General features: G+C 69.9%; 17 protein-coding genes. 3 read left to right on the top strand and 14 right to left on the bottom strand.

What is annotated here, in order from left to right; translation table 11 throughout:
- Positions 1 to 26: 26 nt before the first annotated feature.
- From FA743_RS05595 to FA743_RS05570, 6 genes are all read right to left on the bottom strand, one after another.
- The gene (locus FA743_RS05595) at positions 27 to 386 is read right to left on the bottom strand and encodes a response regulator transcription factor (RefSeq protein ID WP_136884891.1); all 360 of its coding nucleotides are present in this window, start codon (positions 384 to 386) and stop codon (positions 27 to 29) included.
- 84 nt (positions 387 to 470) lie between these two features.
- Positions 471 to 1757 (bottom strand): short-chain fatty acyl-CoA regulator family protein, encoded by a 1287-nt coding sequence (locus tag FA743_RS05590; RefSeq protein ID WP_136884890.1) that lies wholly within the window; start codon positions 1755 to 1757, stop codon positions 471 to 473.
- 6 nt (positions 1758 to 1763) lie between these two features.
- The gene (locus FA743_RS05585) at positions 1764 to 2606 is read right to left on the bottom strand and encodes an ATP-binding protein (protein WP_136884889.1); all 843 of its coding nucleotides are present in this window, start codon (positions 2604 to 2606) and stop codon (positions 1764 to 1766) included.
- Positions 2603 to 3514, bottom strand: coding sequence for a twin-arginine translocase subunit TatC (tatC, locus tag FA743_RS05580; protein WP_136884888.1), 912 nt, complete (start codon positions 3512 to 3514; stop codon positions 2603 to 2605). The genes FA743_RS05585 and tatC overlap by 4 nt, the downstream gene beginning before the upstream one ends.
- A 1-nt stretch (position 3515) precedes the next feature.
- Entirely contained in the window at positions 3516 to 4115 is a 600-nt protein-coding gene (tatB, locus tag FA743_RS05575) for a Sec-independent protein translocase protein TatB (protein ID WP_136884887.1), read from the bottom strand.
- Positions 4116 to 4137: 22 nt separating this feature from the next.
- Positions 4138 to 4452: a twin-arginine translocase TatA/TatE family subunit gene (locus FA743_RS05570; RefSeq protein ID WP_136884886.1), complete on the bottom strand. Its 315-nt coding sequence runs from the start codon at positions 4450 to 4452 to the stop codon at positions 4138 to 4140.
- A gap of 164 nt (positions 4453 to 4616) precedes the next feature.
- Between FA743_RS05570 and FA743_RS05565 the strand changes: the two genes are divergently transcribed.
- On the top strand, positions 4617 to 5237 hold the full coding sequence (locus FA743_RS05565; RefSeq protein WP_136884885.1) for a MarC family protein: 621 nt from the start codon (positions 4617 to 4619) through the stop codon (positions 5235 to 5237).
- Entirely contained in the window at positions 5234 to 5806 is a 573-nt protein-coding gene (locus FA743_RS05560) for a retropepsin-like aspartic protease family protein (RefSeq protein ID WP_136884884.1), read from the top strand. Before FA743_RS05565 ends, FA743_RS05560 begins: the two co-directional genes overlap by 4 nt.
- A 10-nt stretch (positions 5807 to 5816) precedes the next feature.
- Here the strand turns inward: FA743_RS05560 and FA743_RS05555 are convergent, their stop codons facing one another.
- The 8 genes from FA743_RS05555 to FA743_RS05520 all read right to left on the bottom strand — a co-directional run bounded on the left by FA743_RS05555 (position 5817) and on the right by FA743_RS05520 (position 17028).
- A complete protein-coding gene (locus FA743_RS05555) occupies positions 5817 to 7064 on the bottom strand; it encodes a Zn-dependent hydrolase (RefSeq protein ID WP_136884883.1) in 1248 nt (415 codons plus the stop codon).
- The gene (locus FA743_RS05550; RefSeq protein ID WP_136884882.1) at positions 7061 to 8248 is read right to left on the bottom strand and encodes a hypothetical protein; all 1188 of its coding nucleotides are present in this window, start codon (positions 8246 to 8248) and stop codon (positions 7061 to 7063) included. Before FA743_RS05550 ends, FA743_RS05555 begins: the two co-directional genes overlap by 4 nt.
- A gap of 33 nt (positions 8249 to 8281) precedes the next feature.
- On the bottom strand, positions 8282 to 10567 hold the full coding sequence (locus FA743_RS05545) for an FdhF/YdeP family oxidoreductase (protein ID WP_425467173.1): 2286 nt from the start codon (positions 10565 to 10567) through the stop codon (positions 8282 to 8284).
- Positions 10568 to 10638: 71 nt separating this feature from the next.
- Positions 10639 to 12855, bottom strand: a complete 2217-nt coding sequence (locus tag FA743_RS05540) for a xanthine dehydrogenase family protein molybdopterin-binding subunit (RefSeq protein WP_136884881.1) — start codon at positions 12853 to 12855, stop codon at positions 10639 to 10641.
- Complete coding sequence (locus FA743_RS05535; protein ID WP_136884880.1) at positions 12852 to 13814, bottom strand: FAD binding domain-containing protein; 963 nt, start codon at positions 13812 to 13814, stop codon at positions 12852 to 12854. The genes FA743_RS05540 and FA743_RS05535 overlap by 4 nt, the downstream gene beginning before the upstream one ends.
- The gene (locus tag FA743_RS05530; protein ID WP_136884879.1) at positions 13811 to 14344 is read right to left on the bottom strand and encodes a 2Fe-2S iron-sulfur cluster-binding protein; all 534 of its coding nucleotides are present in this window, start codon (positions 14342 to 14344) and stop codon (positions 13811 to 13813) included. Before FA743_RS05530 ends, FA743_RS05535 begins: the two co-directional genes overlap by 4 nt.
- Before the next feature lie 104 nt (positions 14345 to 14448).
- Positions 14449 to 15432, bottom strand: coding sequence for a bile acid:sodium symporter family protein (locus FA743_RS05525; RefSeq protein ID WP_136884878.1), 984 nt, complete (start codon positions 15430 to 15432; stop codon positions 14449 to 14451).
- A 12-nt stretch (positions 15433 to 15444) separates the two neighbouring features.
- Complete coding sequence (locus FA743_RS05520) at positions 15445 to 17028, bottom strand: gamma-glutamyltransferase family protein (RefSeq protein WP_136884877.1); 1584 nt, start codon at positions 17026 to 17028, stop codon at positions 15445 to 15447.
- Positions 17029 to 17119: 91 nt separating this feature from the next.
- Between FA743_RS05520 and FA743_RS05515 the strand changes: the two genes are divergently transcribed.
- On the top strand, positions 17120 to 17746 hold the full coding sequence (locus tag FA743_RS05515; RefSeq protein WP_169308778.1) for a GntR family transcriptional regulator: 627 nt from the start codon (positions 17120 to 17122) through the stop codon (positions 17744 to 17746).
- Positions 17747 to 17749: the final 3 nt, after the last annotated feature.

Below are 17749 nucleotides of genomic sequence, written 5' to 3'. Positions count from 1 at the left end.
GTCTGCGTCAGGCCCTCGCCCGCGCGTCACGGCAACATCCGGCGCACGGTCTGGCGCAGCTCGTCATTGTCGAAGGGCTTGGCCAGGACCTCGTCCGCCCGCGCCCCGGCCTCGGCGGACTGGCCGCGCGCAGTCAGCATCAGAACCGGGGTGGCGGCCAGAGCCGCATCACCCTCGGCGCGCAGATCGTCCAGGATCTGCGTGCCCGAGCGGTGCGGCAGCATCAGGTCCAGGATCACCAGACGGGGCGTCGCGGCGCGGATCGCCTCGATCGCACCGGCGCCATCGGCATGCAGCCCGACCTGCCAGCCCTCGCGCGACAGCAGGAAGCGCACCGCTTCGGCGATGTTGGGCTCGTCCTCGATCATCAGGATGTCCATCTTCATCCGGCTTGCCCCCCCTGCCCGCGATCTGCGCGCCCGGATCATGGGCCGGATCACGGTCCGGTGTCAAAGACGATGTCCGAACGGTCAGGCCCGTCCGCCCGGTCCCGCCTGCGGCATCAGGATCGAGGCCTCGCGCCGGGCCGGGCAGTCGAGGCGGGGGCAGATGCGGCAGGCCGGGCCGATGGGCAGCGCATCGGCGGGCGCGGGCCCGTCCAGCGGCATTAGCAGCATCAGCGCATCCGTCAGCAGCGGGCCGTCCAGCCCGCGCGGCTGACGGCGCTGCGCATAGGACAGCGTGGCGAAGCCCCGCCCCTCGGGCGTCACGACCGTACGCGACAGCGCCACCTGCGGCACCGCCAGCGCATGATAGAGGGGCCACAGCGCGCAACTGTCACCCGGGCGCGGCAGCGCAAAGCCCTGCGCGGCGCGGCGCAGGGTCAGCACGCCCGAGCCGTCGCAGGCCAGCAGCCCCGCCCCCTCGAAGCCCGGCGGGCGCAGATCGGCCAGCCGCCGCAGCACCAGATCCAGCGGCCGGTCCAGAAGGCCCGCCAGCCGCAGCGGATCGACCGGGCGCCCGGCATCCGCGACCGCGCCCGCCAGCACCGCATCGGGCAGCGCCGCACGATCCGCCTGCAGCCCGTCCAGAAGGACCGCCGCCATCGCCTGCGCCGCATCCGAGGCCAGGGTCGAGGGATCGGGCCCGTCCGCCCCCGCCTCGGCCAGCCAGGCCTCGACCTCTTCCTGGGGGGTGGCGGCCTGGCCCTCGGCCTCGAAGCTGTCCAGATGGGCCACCAGCGCCTGCGCGGTCAGTGACAGGCGCTGGCTGTCCTGATGCAGGTTCTGGTGAAAGCGCCGCCGCCATTCGGGCGAGATCTCGCCCTCCTCGACCAGGATCGCGGCGGTCGAGCGCACGGCGGTCACCGCCGACAGGATCTCGTGCAGCGTTGTCAGCAGGTAGGGGTCCTGCGTCATGCGGTCCGACAGGTCGACCAGCTGGCGCTCCAGCCCGCCCGCGCGCCGGGCATGGGCGATCAGCAGCGCCGACCAGCCGGGATAGCGGGCCAGGTATTCGGTGACCTGATCCAGCTCGGGTGAGGTGCCCACGGCGACGGGATGGGCCGCCGCCTCGCGCAGGGCGGCGATGCGGATCTCCTCGCGACCCTCGGCCAGCTCGTCGGCGGGCACCTCCAGCTCGGCGGCCAGCCGGGCGATCAGGTCGGGGCCGACGGGGCGGCGGTTGTGTTCGATCAGGTTCAGATAGGCCGCCGAGATGCCGATGGACCGGGCCACCTCGGCCTGCCGGCGCGACAGGGCCAGACGCCGCTCGCGGATGCGGGTTCCGGTCAGGACATTCGCGCTGCGCCCGGTCATCGCGGATCAGGCCGCCAGGCCATGCCGCCCCGCCAGATCCGTGAACAGCTGCCACGCCACCCGGCCCGAGCGCGCGCCCCGCGTCGCCTGCCATTCGATCGCCTCGGCCCGCAGCCGGTCGGGGTCGATCTGCAGCCCGTGGACCGCGCAATAGCCCCGCACCATCGCCAGGAACTGATCCTGATCGCAGGGGTGAAAGCCCAGCCACAGCCCGAACCGGTCCGACAGCGAGACCTTTTCCTCGACCGCCTCGCCGGGATGGATCGCGGTCGCGCGCTCATTGTCGATCATGTCGCGGGCCATCAGGTGGCGGCGGTTCGAGGTGGCGTAGAGGATCACATTCGCCGGGCGCCCGCTGATGCCGCCGTCCAGCACCGCCTTGAGCGACTTGTACTGCGCATCCTCCTGCCCGAAGGACAGATCGTCCGAGAACAGCAGGAAGCGCCGCGTCGAGGCCCGCCCCAGCACCGCCAGCAGCCGCGAGACCGAGGCCAGATCGTCGCGGGCGATCTCGACCAGCACCAGCGGCAGGCCCTGCGCCACGGCCTCGGCATGGACGGCCTTGACCAGCGAGGATTTCCCCATCCCCCGCGCGCCCCACAGAAGCGCGTTGTTCGCGCCGAAGCCCCGGGCGAATTGCAGCGTGTTGTCCAGCAGCACCTGCCGGGCGCGGTCGATGCCGATCAGCTGGTCCAGCGCGACGCGGTCGACCTTCTCGACCGGCTCCAGCCGGTCGGGATCGGGATGCCAGGCAAAGGCTGTGGCCTTGGCGAAATCCGGGGCGGGCACGGGCGGCGGGGCCAGCCGTTCCAGCGCCTCGGCGATGCGATCCAGAACCGGGCGGGTCATCGCGCCGTCGCCGGGTCGTCGCCCTCGTCCTCGTCATCCTCGACCCACAGCCCTTGGGCGCGCAGATGTGCCTCGCGCTTGCGCTCGATCCGCGCGACCAGCTGGATCGAGACCTCGTAGAGCCCATAGATCACCACGAACAGCACCACCTGCGAGATGACGTCGGGCGGCGTCGCCACCGCCGCCAGCGCCAGGATCGCCACCACCGCATAGCGGCGCACCGAGCCCAGCCCCTCGGCCGAGACCAGCCCCGCCTTGCCCATCAGCGTCAGCAGCACGGGCAGCTGGAAGCTGAGGCCGAAGGCCAGGATGAACTTGATGGTCAGCGACAGGTACTCGTCGACCGAGCCCTGGAAGACGATCGCCGCCAATGCGCTGGCCTCGGGGACTGCCGCCCCGGCTGCCGCCGCATCGTCGGGCAGCTGCAGCGGCCCCTGCTGGAAGCCCAGGAAGAAGTCGTAGGCCATCGGCAGGATGACGTAGAAGGCGAAGGATCCGCCGATGAAGAACATGACCGGCGAGGCGATCAGGAAGGGAAAGAAGGCCGCCTTCTCGTTGCGATAGAGGCCCGGGGCGACGAAACGCCACATCTGGTAGCCGATGATCGGAAAGGCCAGCACGAACCCGCCCAGAAGCGAGATGCGGACGGCCACGAAGAAGCCCTCCTGCAGCTTCAGCAGGATCAGGCCGCATTCCTGACCGCGTTCCTCCAGCGCATGGCAGATGGGCTGAGTCAGGACGTTGTAGATCGGGTTCCAGATCGTGTAGCTCAGCACCATCGCGATGATGAAGGCGACCATCGACCAGATGATGCGGGTGCGCAGCTCGGTCAGATGTTCGATCAGCGGGGCCGAGCTGTCATCCAGATCGTCATCCGTCCGCGCCTTGGTCTTGGTCTTGCTGGCCAATTCAGTCGTCTTTCATGTCGCGGCGGCGCACCGCATGCAGGCGCCGCGCGGGGGCCGGGCCCTCGGTCGCAACGGACGGGGCCGCGACGGTCGGGACCGCAGGGGATTGGGGCGAGGCAGGCTGGGCCGGGACCGGCGCCACCCGGGGAGCAGCCGCCATCTCGGCGGGGGCACCCACAGGGGCGACGGGTGGCGCGCCATTGGCGGGGGACGATGCCGGGGCCGCGACGGGTGCCCCGATCGGAGCCGTCGCCTGCGGCGTGGCGGGGGCATCGGGATCGGGCTGCAGGCCGGCGCCCTTGGGGGCGGCGCGCTTGGGGTCCCATTTCTCGAACCGGTCCGCCGCGCGGTCCAGCGCGTCGAGGCCAAGCGATTTCTTCGAGGTCAGGTTCTTGACGTCGCGCAGCGATTTCGAGGCCTCGTCGAGGCCCGATCCCTTGGCGGCATCCTCCATCGCCGAAGAGAATTCGCGCGCCATGCCACGGGCCTTGGCCGTGAACCGGCCAAGGGCGTGGAACAGATGCGGCAGGTCCTTGGGACCCACTACGATCAGGGCGACGATGCCGATCAGCAGCAGCTCGGTCCAGCCGATGTCCAGCATGGGATCCCTGCCTTTCCGGCGATCAGCTGCGGTCGGTCGAACGCGGGCCGGGGATCGGCGCGCCATCGGGGCCGACGGAGGTGGACCCCGGCATCACGCCATGGGTCCCGTGCGGGGTCACGTCGCGCGCGGCCTCGCCCGGCACCTGGCGGGGCGGGGTGCGGTCCACATCGGCGGCGGTTTCCACGTCATTGGCGGGATCGTTGACGCCGCGCTTGAAGGCGGTGATGCCTTTGCCGACCTCTCCCATCAGCGAGGACACCTTGCCGCGTCCGAAAAGGACCAGCACGACGACCGCGATCAGAAGGATGCCGGGAAGGCCAATGTTGTTCAGCATGAGAAACTCCCTTGCAGGGTGCTCGGATCACCCGCCGTCGACATTTACGCCCTTGCCCAGGGGAATGCAAAGCCCATTCCCGTGAGGATCGGCGGCTGTCCGCAGGGGCTGCGCGCAGGGACGGCAGCGCTTGGCAGCGGGCGCGTGCCGGGCAATAAGGGGGCATGGACATGGCCACCACCATCACCGCCTTCGTCACCCTGTTCGTGGTCATCGACCCGATCGGGCTGGCGCCGATCTTCATCGCCCTGACCCCGGGCATGGACGCCTCGGCCCGGCTGCGCATCGGCCTGAGATCGCTGGTGATTGCGGCAATCCTGCTGACCCTGTTCGGGCTGGCCGGAGAGGCGATCCTGTCGGGCATCGGCATCTCGATCTCGGCCTTCCGCATCGCCGGGGGGCTTTTGCTGTTCCTGACCGCGCTGGACATGCTGTTCGAACGCCGCACCGAGCGGCGCGAGGGCCAGGCCGAGGGCGACGATCCCGGCCACGATCCGTCGGTCTTTCCGCTGGCCATGCCGCTGCTGGCGGGGCCCGGCGCGCTGGCCACGATGATCCTGCTGGCGGGCGAGAATCAGGGGGCCGTTCATCTGGTCATGATCCATCTGATGATGCTGGCCGTGCTGGGCATCTGCATGGTCCTGTTCGTGCTGGCGACGCCCCTGGCCCGCGCCCTTGGCCGGACCGGCACGATGGTCGTCACGCGCCTGCTGGGGATGCTGCTGGCGGCGCTGTCGGTGCAGTTCGTCATCGACGGGCTCAAGGGATCGGGGCTCTTCGCATGAGCGGGGACGAGGTCGCGCGCCTGGCCTTCTACGGCCTGCTGCTGGTCGTCATCGGCGGCGCCATGCTGGTCGAGCTGTCGGGTCGCGGCGGGCGAGCGCTGCGCCAGCTGTTCCTGTGGGGCGTGGTGATCGCCGGGCTGGCCCTGGGCTATGACTGGTGGCAGGGGGCCAACGCGCCGCGCCAGCAGGTGCTGGAGGGCGGCGCCCGGATCGAGATCCCGGCCGGCCCCGGCGGGCATTTCCATCTGGAGGCGCTGCTGAACGGCACGCCCGTCGATTTCATCGTCGATACCGGCGCGACCACCGTCGCGCTCAGCCGCAGCGACGCCGAGGCGATCGGGCTGGATCTGGGGCGGCTGCGGTTCTCGGGCCAGGCGGTGACCGCGAACGGGCGCGTGGGCACCGCGCCCGTCACCATTGCGGACTTCGCGCTTGGCGATGCGCTGGACCGCAACGTGCCCGCCGTGGTCATCGACAGCGAATTGCAGGACAGCCTGCTGGGCATGTCCTACCTGCGCCGCTTCGCCCGCGTCAGCTTCGAGGGCGATCTGCTGGTGCTGGAGCGCTGAGGTCCGCGCATCAGCCCGGGCGGGCGTTCGACATCTGCCGGATCGTGGCAAAGATCACGTCGATGCCCCGCGCCAGCTGCAGGTAATCGGTCCATTCCTCGGGCGCGTGAGAGATCCCGCCCCGGCTCGGCACGAAGATCAGGCCCGTGGGCGCGACCCCCGCCATGATCATCGCGTCATGCCCCGCCCCGCTGACCATCACCCGATGCGAGACGCCCAAGGCATCCGCCTGCCCCGTCAGCGCCGCATGGATCTGGCCCGACAGGGGCGTGGGGGCCGCGTAAAGCTGTTGCTCGACCGTGCAGGTCAGGCCGTTGCCCTGCGCATGGGCGGCGGTGGCGTGGACCATGTCGATCAGCTGGCGCACATCCGCCTCGGCGGGCGCGCGCAGATCGACGGTGAACCAGACATGGTCGGGGATGACATTGGCGCCGCCGGGCAGGACCTCCATCTTGCCCACGGTCAGCACGCTGTCGCGGCCCAGCTGCCGCGCCAGATCGGGCAGGTGGGACAGGATGCCCACCGCCCCCACCAGCGCGTCGCGGCGCTGGTCCATCGGCGTGGTGCCGGCATGTCCCGCCCGGCCCCTGACGGTGACCTTCAGCTGCGCCAGACCCACGATGCGGTCCACGATGGCAATGTCGCGGCCCTCGGCCTCCAGCACCGGGCCCTGCTCGATATGCAGTTCCAGAAAGGCATGCACGGCACCCGGCGCCAAAGCCGCCTGCCCTGCCCGCGCCGGGTCCAGCCCATAGTCGCGCATGGCGTCGGCGGCGGAGATCCCGTCATCGTCGCGCAGATCCTCCAGCGTGGCGGGGTCCACCTGCCCCGTCAGCAGCCGCGATCCGAACAGACCGCCGCCAAAGCGCGCGCCCTCCTCCTCGATCAGGGCGATGACCTCGACCGGGCGTTCGGGGCGCAGGCCCAGGTCGCGGAAGAGGAACGCGGTCTCGATCCCCGCGACCACGCCCGCCGGCCCGTCGAAGCGCCCGCCATTCGGGACCGAATCCAGATGCGAGCCCACCAGGATCGGCGCCAGACCGGGATTCGTGCCCTCGATCCGGCCAAAGACGTTGCCCACCGCATCCTCGCGCACGGCCAGCCCCGCCTCGACCATCTGCGAGGCGACGAAGTTGCGCGCCTGCGCATATTCGGGGCTGTAGGTCAGCCGCGTCGTCCCCTGCCCCGGCGTGGCGTTGAACCGGTCGATCCCCTCGATCAGGGCCTCGATGCGGCGGGCATCGGCAAATCCGGTCATGCGATCATCCCCACGAATATCCCTGCCAGCACGACCGACACCATGGTGACGGTCACGAAGCCCGCCACCAGCATCGGCGGCAGCAGATGGGCGGTCAAGGCCTCGCGCTCGGCCGCGTCCTCGGTCAGGGTGTCGATCACGTCCTTGGTGATGATGTAATCCGCCGGAAAGCCGTAAAGCGCGGTCAGCGAACAGGCGAAGGCCATGGCGGGCGTGACGCCCAGCAGGCGCCCCACGATCCACGAGGCCAGATACATCCCCAGCAGGCCGATGCCGATGATCGCCACAAGGGGCACGATCAGCTGGCCCAGCATCTCGGGCGTGGCGCGCTTCAGCCCGTCGAAGATGAAGACCATCAGGATCAGCACGGTGAAGCCGAAGGCATTGGCCTTGCGCAGAGGCTCGCGTTCCAGGAACCCCAGGGACGTGGCGATGACGCCGAAGACCAGGCACAGCACGAAGGGGCTGATGGTGACGAGGGGCGCCGCCAGTTCCGACAAGCCCCACGCGGCGAAGGCCACGGCGCCAAGACGCAGCATCTTGAAATAGGCGGTGTCATAGGCGGCGGGCAGGCCTGCGAACAGGCGCGGCGGCAGGGGCGCCTCGGCGGTCTCGACTGCGGTCGCCGGGGCCTGCCAGTTGCCCGCGCGATGGGCCGCCAGCACGCGCCGCCCCTCGCGTTTCAGCATGATCGCGGTCAGGGGATAGCCCGCGAATCCCTGCATCACATAGATCAGGATCGCCAGCACCGACAGTGCCTGCAGCCCGGCGTCCGCCGCCGCCTGCGACATGATCAGCGAGGCCACGACGCCCCCCACCAGGGGCGGTGCCCCCACGACGATGGTTTGCCAGTCCAGCACCGTCAGCCCGACGGTGAACAGCAGCACCAGGATGCCGCCGATCCCCGACAGGGCGATGACGACGGTGCGCCATTGGCGGCCCAGCTCCTCGACCGACAGCAGCGTGCCCATGTTGGTGATCAGCAGATACATCGCCAGAAAGACGATGGGCGTTTGGAAACCCGCGGTCTGGACGATGTCCTCGGGGAAGAAGGTCCAATAGCCCGCCAGGAACAGCAGCGCGCAGACGAAGACCGAGGGCAGCCAGGATCGGGTCCGGGTCGAGACGATGTCGCCGATCCACAGGATCAGCGCCAGAAGGGTGAACGCCAGCAATTGCGGCATGGGAAGGGACCTTTCGGGTCGGGTCGCGCCCGATCAGGCCAGGTCCAGGCGGACGGGGATTCCCTTGGTCGCCGGCGTGTCCGAGGCCAGATCGGCCCGCGACAGGGGCGACAGCGGGTTCAGCTCGGGGAAATATCCCGCGATGCAGCCGCGCGGCAGGTCATAGGGGATGATGCGCAGCCCCGCAACCCGGCGCGCGATCCCGTCCTCGGCGTCGCCCGCCAAGGCAATGCGCTGCTCGGCCACCAGCCCCTCGGCGGCCATGTCCTCGGGCGACATCATCACCAGCATGCGGTCGCCCTCGATCCCGCGCAGCCGGTCGGACATGCCATAGACGGTGGTGTTGAACTGGTCGTTCGACCGCAGCGTGATCAGGCGATAGAGGCCCGGATCGCGCCCCAGCCCGGTCGCGTCCAGCGCGGCCGGCACGGTGAACTGCGCCTTGCCGCTGTCGGTCTGCCAGTCGCGGTCGCGCGCGGGGTTGCCGCGATAGAAGCCGCCGGGCTGGTTCATGCGCGCGTTGAAATCGCGGAAATCGTCGGGATAGACCGCCTCGATCAGGTCGCGGATGCGGCCATAGTCGCGGGTCCAGTGGTCCCAAGGCATCTTGGCATTCACCGGCAGCGTCGCCTCGGCCAGCCGGGCGACGATGGCCGTCTCGGACAGCAGATGCGGGCTGGCGGGGCCGCGCTTGCCGATCGAGCCGTGGATATGGCTGAAGCTGTCCTCGATGGTGACCTGCTGGTTGGTGCCGTCCTGCATGTCCTCCTCGGCGCGCACGAGGCAGGGCAGGATCCACGAGGACCGCCCCGGCATCAGATGCGTGCGATTGAGGCGGGTGGCGACATGGACCGTCAGGTCCATCCGGCCCCAGGCCTCGGCCACGCGGTCGGTATCGGGCACCGCGCGGGCCAGGTTGCCGCCCAGACCCAAGAAGACCTTGGCGCGCCCCTCCAGCAGCGCCTGCACGAAGGCGATGGTGGTCCAGCCCTCGTCCATCGGCGGCTCAATGTCGAACAGGTCGCGCAGCCTGTCGTTCGGCACCAGTTCGGGCTTTTCGGTGATGCCCACGGTGCGCTGGCCCTGCACATTGGAATGGCCGCGCACCGGGCTGGCGCCCGCCCCCTTGCGGCCGATATTGCCGCGCAGCAGCAGAAGATTCACCAGCGCGCCGATCGCATCCGAGCCGTGCACATGCTGCGTCAGCCCCATGCCATAGACGCCGATCACCGCCTTGGAGCGGGCATAGATCGCGCCGATCCCCTCCATCGCGGCACGGGTCAGGCCGCTGACCTGTTCCAGATCGACCCATTCGGTCGCGTCGACCCAAGCCATCCAGTCCTGCAGCCCGTGGCAATGCGCGTCCAGGAAGGCGTGGTCCAGCACCCCGCCCTCGGCCTTCTCCAGCGCCAGCACATGTTTGGCGATGCCGGTCAGGGCCGCGATGTCGCCGCCCGCGCGGACCTGAAGATAGCGGTCCGCGATCTCGGTCGGCGCGCCCACGGTCATCTGCCAGGCGCTTTGCGGATTGGCGAATTCGATCAGGCCCTTTTCGCGCAGCGGGTTGATCGCCACGATGCAGCAGCCCCGCTTGGCCGCCTGCTGCAGCGGATGCAGCATGCGCGGGCTGTTGGTGCCCGGGTTCTGGCCGACATGCAGGATCATGTCGCAATGGTCGAAATCCTCCAGCACGCAGGTGCCCACGGGCGAGCCGATGACCTCCTTGAGGCCGACCGAGGTCGTCTCGTGGCACATGTTGGAGCTGTCGGGCAGGTTGTTGTGCCCCATCGCGCGGGCGAAGAGGCCATAGAGGAACGACGCCTCCAGCCCCGCCTTGCCCGAGGCGTAGAAGGTCGTGGCCTTGGGATCGGCGGCCTGCAATTCGCGGCCGATCTGCGAGAAGGCCGCGTCCCAGGTCGTCTCGACATAGCGGTCGGTAGCGGCGTCATAGCGCAGGGGGTGGGTCAGGCGCCCGGCACGCTCCAGGTCGTATTCCGACCAAGTGGCCAGTTCGGTCACCGTGTGATCGCGGAAGAAGCCGGGGCCGCAGCGGGCGCTGGTCAGATCCCACAGCGTCGCCTTGGCGCCGTTCTCGCAGAACTCAACGACATGGGGATTGGGGGGCTTGGCCCAGGCGCAGGACGAGCACATCAACCCGCCGGGCTTGTTCTGGTGGCGCAACGTCTCGAAGGCGCCGGGGCCGGAGCGCGCGGTGCGTGCCACGGCGGCCATGCCCTTGGCCGACCCCCATCCCCCGACCGGTCCGTCATAGGTGGCGGTGGGGGTCTCGCGGTCGGCGGGGGGCATGTCGTCGGGCATGGGAGGCTCCTGTCGGATGGACCCGGGCGCGCAGACGGCGCGCCCGGGTGCTTTGGGTCAGGGGACGATCCTCACGCGGCGGGGGCGAAGGGATCGGGCAGATCGGCCAGCAGCTTGTCCGGCGTCATCGGGAAGTCGCGCAGCCGCACGCCGCAGGCGTTATAGATCGCGTTGGCGATCGCGCCCGCCGCGCCGCAGATGCCTAGCTCGCCCACGCCCTTGGATTGCAGGGGCGAGGCGTCGGCGTCGCGTTCCTCCAGCAGGATCACCTCCATCGGCGGGATGTCGGCATGGACCGGCACGTGGTATTCCGCCAGATCGTGGTTCACCAGATGGCCGTCGCGGGCATCGAAGGACAGCTCCTCGGTCAGCGCGCTGCCGATGCCCCAGACCATGCCGCCGATGCATTGCGACCGCGCGGTCTTGGCGTTCAGCACCCGGCCGAAGCCGAAGGCCCCGGTCATGCGCCGCAGCCGCGTCTCGCCGGTGAAGGCATTGACCGCGACCTCGCAGAAGAAGGCGCCATAGGTGGACTGGTTGACCTTCTCCATCAACTCGCCAGGCTCGATCTTGCCGGTGCGGGTCAGATCCTCGGTCAGAAGGTCGGTGACGGGGCGCGCATCCACGCCCTCGGCCCAGGCTTGGCCATCCTTGAGGATCAGTTGATCGGCGGAACAGCCAAGCGCCTGCGCCAAGGTCGCGCGGATCGCCTCGCAGGCATAGAACACTGCCGAGCCGGTGGACGAGGCCCCCCAGCTACCGCCTGAACCCGAGCCTGCGGGCAGCAGGCTGTCGCCCAGCTTGACCGTGGTGCGGTCGATGGGCTGGCCCAGCATCTCGGCGGCGATCTGTCCGAAGATCGCATAGCTGCCGGTGCCGATATCGGTGTGATCGGTTTCCACGACGACATGGCCTTGGGCCGTCAAGGTCACGCGCGCCTCGGCCTTGGCGAGGATGTTGACGCGGGCGGCCGAGGACATGCCCATGCCGATCCACCATTCGCCCTCGCGCCGGGCGCAGGGGGTGGGGCTGCGCTGGTCCCAGCCAAAGGCCGCAGCCCCGGCATCCAGCGCCTCGACCAGGCGGCGCGAGGAATAGGGCGTGCCCTGCCCCGGGACCGTCTCGGGCAGGTTGCGCTTGCGCAGCTCCACCGGGTCTAGGTTGGTCGCGATGGCCAGCTCGTCCATCGCCACCTCCAGCGCCTGCATCCCCACGGCCTCGCCGGGCGCGCGGACGGATCCGGCGGTCAGGCGGGTGATGTCGGACTTGCGCACCCCGAGCAGGCGGTTGTCTCCGGCATAGAGGAATTCCGAGGCCTGCGTGACGGGCTCGGAAAAGGACTCCTCGGGCAGGTTCGACACCAACGCCTCGTGACCGAAGGCGGTCAGGCGGCCATCGGCCCCGGCGCCAAGCCTGATGCGCTGGACGGTTTCCGACCGGCGCATGATCGACTGGAACACCAGCTGGCGGCTCATCACGACCCGGACCGGACGGCCCAGCTCGCGCGCCGCCAGCGAGGCCGCCACGGCCTCGTGCGAGATGCCCAGCTTGGACCCGAACCCGCCGCCGACATAGGGCGACAGGATGCGGACATGCTTGGGATCGATGCCCAGGCTGTCGGCCAGTTCGGCCACGTTGAAGGCGATCATCTGCAGGCTGCCCCACAGGGTCAGGTCGTCCCCGTCCCATTCCGCAACCGCCGCATGCGGCTCCATTGCCGCGCTGGCATGGCCGGGCGTGGTGAAGTTCGCGTCGATGACATGGGCGGCGTCGCGCAGGGCGGCCTCCAGATCGCCCGCCGTCACGGGCTCCTTGGCCGCCTCGGCGGTCTCCTGCGTCGGCAGGAAGCGCGCCTTGTCCGAGGCATCGTCATAGTCGATGCGGAGGGCCTTGGCGGCGGCAGTGGCCTGTTCGAAGGTCTCGGCCACGACCAACGCCACCGGCTGCAGCGGGTAATCGACGCGCGAGGGGTCCTGCAAGGGGGCCTCGCCCGCCGTGCCCTGCGCCGGACGGCGCAGCATCTGCGGGGCGGCATAGACGCCCAAGACGCCGGGCATCGCCAGAACCTCGTCCTTGTGGATCGCGGTCACGCGGCCCGTGCTGATGGTCGCGCCGACCAGCACGCCCTCGGCGCAGTTCTCGCGCGCATATTCGGCGGCATAGGTCGCCTGACCCGCCACCTTCAGCGGCCCCTCAGGGCGGTCCAGCGGCTGGCCGATCACGCCCTGGCGGGTGCGGTCCAGCATGTCGCGGGTGTCGGGGGTGTCATAGGTATCGCTCATGGTCATTCCCCCGTGGCTTCCGCCAGCACGGCCGCAAGGGCGCGGCGCAGCAGCGGGATCTTGAAATCATTGTGGCCCTGACCCTGCGCGTCTTCCAAGAGCAGGTCGGCGGCCTTGTCGAACAGCGCGGGCGAGGGACGCTCGCCGGTCAGCAGTTCATCAACATGGTCGTTCGTCCAAGGCGTATGCGCCACGCCGCCGAAGGCCAGATGGACCGAGGCGATGCGCCCCTCCTCCATCCGCAGCGCCGCGGCGACCGAAACCAGCGCGAAGGCATAGGACGCCCGGTCGCGCACCTTGCGATAGATCTGGCGTCCGCCCAAGGGCGCGGGCAGGCTGATCGCGGTGATGACCTCGCCCGACTCCAGATGGTTGTCCTGCTGGGGCGTGTCGCCCGGCAGGCGGTGGAAATGCCGCATCGGGATCTCGCGCGCGCCCTCGGGGCGTTCGGTATGCACGACCGCCTGCAGCGCCGACAGGGCCACGGCCATGTCGCCGGGATAGGTGGCGATGCAGTCGGACGAGGCGCCCAAGATCGCATGGTTGCGGTTCACGCCCCCGATGGCTGCGCAGCCCGAGCCCGGCTCGCGCTTGTTGCAGGCCGAGCGGTTGTCCATGAAATAGCCGCAACGCGTGCGCTGGCACAGGTTGCCGCCCATCGTGGCCTTGTTGCGCAGCTGGGGGCTGGCCCCGGCCAGAATGGCGCGCGACAGAAGCGGCCAGTCGCGGCGGATGCGCGGATCGGCGGCGGCGTCGGAATTGCTGACCAGCGCGCCGATGCGCAGGCCCTCGCCCTCGGCGTCGATGGCGTTCAGGCCGATGCGGGTGATGTCCAGAAGCGCCTCGGGCGTCTCGACCTCCAGCTTCATCAGATCCAGCAGGTTGGTGCCGCCGGCGATCAGGCGGGCGGACTGGCCCACGGCGTCGGCAGTGGCCTCGGCCCGGCTGTAGTCGAACGCCTTCATTGCGCCACCTCCTCTTCGGCGGCCATCGCCTCGCGAATGGCCGAGACGATGTTGTCATAGGCGCCGCAGCGGCACAGATTGCCGCTCATGCGTTCGCGGATCTCGTCGTCGGTGACGGTGGTGGGCATCTCGGTCGGATCGTCGCCGACGGCACTTGGCCAGCCGGCGCGGATCTCGTCGATCATGGCGGCGGCGGAGCAGATCTGGCCGGGGGTGCAATAGCCGCACTGGAAGCCGTCATGGGCCACGAAGGCCTTCTGCAGCGTCGACAGCGCCTCGGGCGTGCCCAGACCCTCGATGGTGGTGATCTCGTCACCGTCATGCATCGCGGCGAGCGACAGGCAGGAATTGATCCGGCGGCCGTTCACGATGACCGTGCAGGCGCCGCACTGGCCGTGATCGCAGCCCTTCTTGGTGCCGGTCAGGCCCAGATCGAGGCGCAGGAAATCGAGAAGCGTGCGGCGGGGATCGCCTTGGAAGTCTTGGGATTGGCCATTGATGGTCAACCTGGCTGCGGGGCGATGTGCCATGGGGGCTCCTTGAACCGCTTGCTGGGTCCGACAGAACGTGACCCAAGCCGCGCGGTTCCCTGCCCCCGTGTCCCTGCACCCATGTCAGGCCCCCCGGTTTCTCCTCAGGACACCAGCGCCGTCTGCGCCGCCCGCGCATGGCGCTGCGCGATCATCGCGCAGATCAGCAGTTGCGCCATGTGATAGATCAGCACCGGCAGCACCGTGGCCCCCACCGTCTCGACCGGAAACAGCGCCGCCGCGATGGGCAGGCCCGAGGCCAGGCTTTTCGTCGAGCCGCAGAAGAACAGCACCGAGCGGTCCTCGGGCGGCAGCTTGCAGAGACGCCCCAAGCCCCCGATCAGCGCGAAGACCACCCCCAGCATCGCCAGCATCACCGCGATCAGCACGATCAGGCTGACGGGCGGGATCTCGGCCCAGAGGCCCGAGACGGTGCCTGCGCTGAAGGCCGAATAGACGATCAGCAGGATCGCGCCCCGGTCCACGACCAGCGTCAGCCGCTTGCGCGACTTAACGAACCCGCCGACCCAGGGGCGCAGGATCTGGCCCAGCACGAAGGGCAGCAGGATCTGCGTGCCGATGCGGATCACCGCGTCCAGGCTGACGCCCCCCTCGCCCGCCTGCAGCAGCAGCGCGACCAGCGCGGGCGTCAGCACCACGCCGACCAGATTGGACAGCGAGGCGGCGCAAATTGCCGCAGGCACGTTGCCGCCCGACATCGACACGAAGGCGATCGAGCTCTGGATCGTCGAGGGCAGGACCGCGAGAAAGATCACCCCCATCGTCACCTGCGGCCCCAGGATCCCGCCGAAGACGGCGGCGAAGCCCAGCCCCAGGGCCGGGATGACCAGATAGGTCGATCCGAAGGTCAGCCCCTGCAGCCGCCAGTTCAGCATCCCCGCCTTGACCGAGGCCGGGTCCAGCTTGGCGCCATAAAGAAAGAACAGCAGCGCCACTGCCCAATAGGTGACCTGCCCCAGCCCCTCGGCCGCGACCCCGCGCGCGGGCAAAACCAGCCCCAGCAGGACCGTGCCCAGCAGCATCAGCATATAGCTGTCGATCCCGATCCGTCCCAGAAAGCGTCTCATCGTTCAAATCCTTCAGAAGCCAATGGCCATGCCGTCCTTGCGGCTGTCCGACCCGCCCTCCAGCAGGCCGGTCGCCGCATCGATGCGGATCGCCTGCGCGCCGCCCATGGGGCCGGTCAGGCGCTTGATCACATGGCCGCGCGCGGCCAGATCGTCGCAGATGTCCTGCGGCAGGGTCGGCTCGACCTGCAGCACGCCCTCGGTGGCAAAGCTGCGCGGCTCGTCCATGGCCGCCTGCAGCGACAGGCCCCGGTCGATCACCGCCGACAGGAAGGCCGCGTGGCCGGTGGCCTGATACTGCCCGCCCATCACGCCGAAGGGCATCACCGCGCGGCCCCCTTGGGTGACCATGCCGGGGATGATCGTGTGCATCGGCCGCTTGCGCGGCCCGATGGCGTTGGGATGGCCCGGGATCAGCCGGAAGGACGCGCCCCGGCTGTGAAACAGCACCCCGGTCGCCGGGTCCAGCCGCCCCGATCCGAAGCCGTGAAAGATCGAGTTGATGAACGAGATCGCGTTGCCGTCCGCGTCCACGACGCACAGATAGATCGTGTCCTTGTGCTCGGGCTCGTCCCACAGCCCCGGGGCCTGCGCGCGGGCCATGTCGATGCGCGCCCTCAGCGCGGCGATGGCGGGGTCGGACAGCAGCGCCTCAACCAGCCCGGGGCAATGGTCGGGATCGCCCAGCAGCGCGTCGCGGTGGTGATAGGCCAGCTTGGTCGCCTCGGCCTCGACATGGATGCGGTCGGCGGGCGACAGGGCGGCCATGTCGAAGCCCTCGAGGATCTTCAGGATCAGCAGCGACGCCACCCCTTGCCCGTTCGGCGGGCATTCATGCACCTCAACGCCACGATAACTGGCGCTGATCGGCGCGACCCATTCGGCGCCGTCGGTGGCTTCCGCGAAATCCTGCTCGGTGTGCAGCCCGCCAAGCGCGCGCAGATGCGCGACCATGCGCGCGGCGGTCTGGCCCTGATAGAAGGCCGCCGGGCCGTGGGCCGCGATCTCCTCCAGCCGGTCGGCCAGCAGGGGCTGGGCATGGCGCACACCCGCCGCCGGGGCGGGCAGGAACACCGCCGCCGCATGGGGATCGCCACCGATCAGCGCGGCGGCATCGGCCCAGTCCTGCGCCACGCGGGGGGTGACGGGATAGCCGCCCCGGGCATGGCCGATGGCATCGCGGAACAGCCGCGACAGGGGCAGCGTGCCCAGATCGGCATGCAGCCGGCACCAGGCCGAGATCGCGCCAGGCACCGTCACCGCATGGGGGCTGGTCTGCGGGATATGGTCGGTCAGCCCCGCCGCCTGCAGCGCCGCGACGCTGGCGGCGGCGGGCGCGCGGCCCGATCCGTTCAACGCCCGCACCGCACCCCCTGCCGGGGCGTAGAGCGCAAAGCAGTCGCCGCCGATCCCGGTCATCAGCGGATCGGCCACCGCCTGCACCGCGCTGGCGGCGATGGCGGCGTCCACCGCATTGCCGCCCTCGGCCAGCACGGAAAGCCCCGCCGCACTGGCCAGCGGATGCGAGGTCGCGATCATGGCACGGCCCGCATAGCTGGGCGCGCGGCGGCCCGACAGGAAATCGAAACGGGTCATGGGCTCTCCGGGGGCTGACGGAATCGGTGGTGGGTGTCTGGTAACATGTATACAGGTGAAGGCGTCCGGAATACAATTGATGGAAATGTCCATGTCTTCGGCCGATCAGATCCATGCCACGCTGTCCGCGCAGATCGTGGCGGGTCACCTGCGCCCCGGCGATGCGCTGGCCGAAACCGCGCTGGCCGCGCAGTTCGGCCTGTCGCGCACCCCCGTGCGCGAGGCCCTGCAGCGCCTGGCCGCCGAGGGGCTGGTCGAGCGTGGCCCGCGCCGCGCCTTCGCCGTGCGCCGCATGTCCACCGAGGCGCTGCGCCACCTGTTCGAGGCGCTGGCGGAACTTGAGGCCTTGTGCGCCGGCATGGCGGCCCTGCGCATGACCCCCGCCGATCACGCGATGCTGGCCGGGGTGCTGGACCGCGCCGACGCGCCGGAGGCCGATTATGCCGGGCTGAACATGCGCTTTCACCAGATCCTGCGGCAGGGGGCGGGCAACGCGGTGCTGGCCGAGGTGCTGGAGGATCTGAACCGCCGCAGCCTGCCGTGGCGCAACGCCCAGTTCGAGGCGCGGGCTGAGCGCGTTGATGCCTCGCGCGCCGAGCATCGCGCCATCCTGGCGGCGATCACCGCCCGCGATGCCGAACGCGCGGCGGCGGCCATGCGGGCGCATATGGGCGCGGCGCTTGGCGTGATCCTGGAGATGCTGGCAGCGCGGGACTAGGCG

This window comes from Paracoccus gahaiensis (genome assembly GCF_005048225.1).
Lineage (GTDB): Bacteria > Pseudomonadota > Alphaproteobacteria > Rhodobacterales > Rhodobacteraceae > Paracoccus > Paracoccus gahaiensis.
This window is presented reverse-complemented; position numbering and strand designations above follow the sequence as displayed.

Bases quoted from the DNA above. Each gene is read 5' to 3' on its own strand.
- FA743_RS05520 (WP_136884877.1), bottom strand. From the start codon at position 17,028: ATGACCCGTTTCGATTTCCTGTCGGGCCGCCGCGCGCCCAGCTATGCG.
- tatB (WP_136884887.1), bottom strand. From the start codon at position 4,115: ATGCTGGACATCGGCTGGACCGAGCTGCTGCTGATCGGCATCGTCGCC.
- FA743_RS05595 (WP_136884891.1), bottom strand. From the start codon at position 386: ATGAAGATGGACATCCTGATGATCGAGGACGAGCCCAACATCGCCGAA.
- FA743_RS05560 (WP_136884884.1), top strand. From the start codon at position 5,234: ATGAGCGGGGACGAGGTCGCGCGCCTGGCCTTCTACGGCCTGCTGCTG.
- FA743_RS05545 (WP_425467173.1), bottom strand. From the start codon at position 10,567: ATGCCCGACGACATGCCCCCCGCCGACCGCGAGACCCCCACCGCCACC.
- FA743_RS05585 (WP_136884889.1), bottom strand. From the start codon at position 2,606: ATGACCCGCCCGGTTCTGGATCGCATCGCCGAGGCGCTGGAACGGCTG.
- FA743_RS05565 (WP_136884885.1), top strand. From the start codon at position 4,617: ATGGACATGGCCACCACCATCACCGCCTTCGTCACCCTGTTCGTGGTC.
- FA743_RS05515 (WP_169308778.1), top strand. From the start codon at position 17,120: ATGTCTTCGGCCGATCAGATCCATGCCACGCTGTCCGCGCAGATCGTG.
- FA743_RS05590 (WP_136884890.1), bottom strand. From the start codon at position 1,757: ATGACCGGGCGCAGCGCGAATGTCCTGACCGGAACCCGCATCCGCGAG.
- FA743_RS05555 (WP_136884883.1), bottom strand. From the start codon at position 7,064: ATGACCGGATTTGCCGATGCCCGCCGCATCGAGGCCCTGATCGAGGGG.
- FA743_RS05535 (WP_136884880.1), bottom strand. From the start codon at position 13,814: ATGAAGGCGTTCGACTACAGCCGGGCCGAGGCCACTGCCGACGCCGTG.
- FA743_RS05530 (WP_136884879.1), bottom strand. From the start codon at position 14,344: ATGGCACATCGCCCCGCAGCCAGGTTGACCATCAATGGCCAATCCCAA.
- FA743_RS05525 (WP_136884878.1), bottom strand. From the start codon at position 15,432: ATGAGACGCTTTCTGGGACGGATCGGGATCGACAGCTATATGCTGATG.
- FA743_RS05540 (WP_136884881.1), bottom strand. From the start codon at position 12,855: ATGACCATGAGCGATACCTATGACACCCCCGACACCCGCGACATGCTG.
- FA743_RS05570 (WP_136884886.1), bottom strand. From the start codon at position 4,452: ATGCTGAACAACATTGGCCTTCCCGGCATCCTTCTGATCGCGGTCGTC.
- FA743_RS05550 (WP_136884882.1), bottom strand. From the start codon at position 8,248: ATGCCGCAATTGCTGGCGTTCACCCTTCTGGCGCTGATCCTGTGGATC.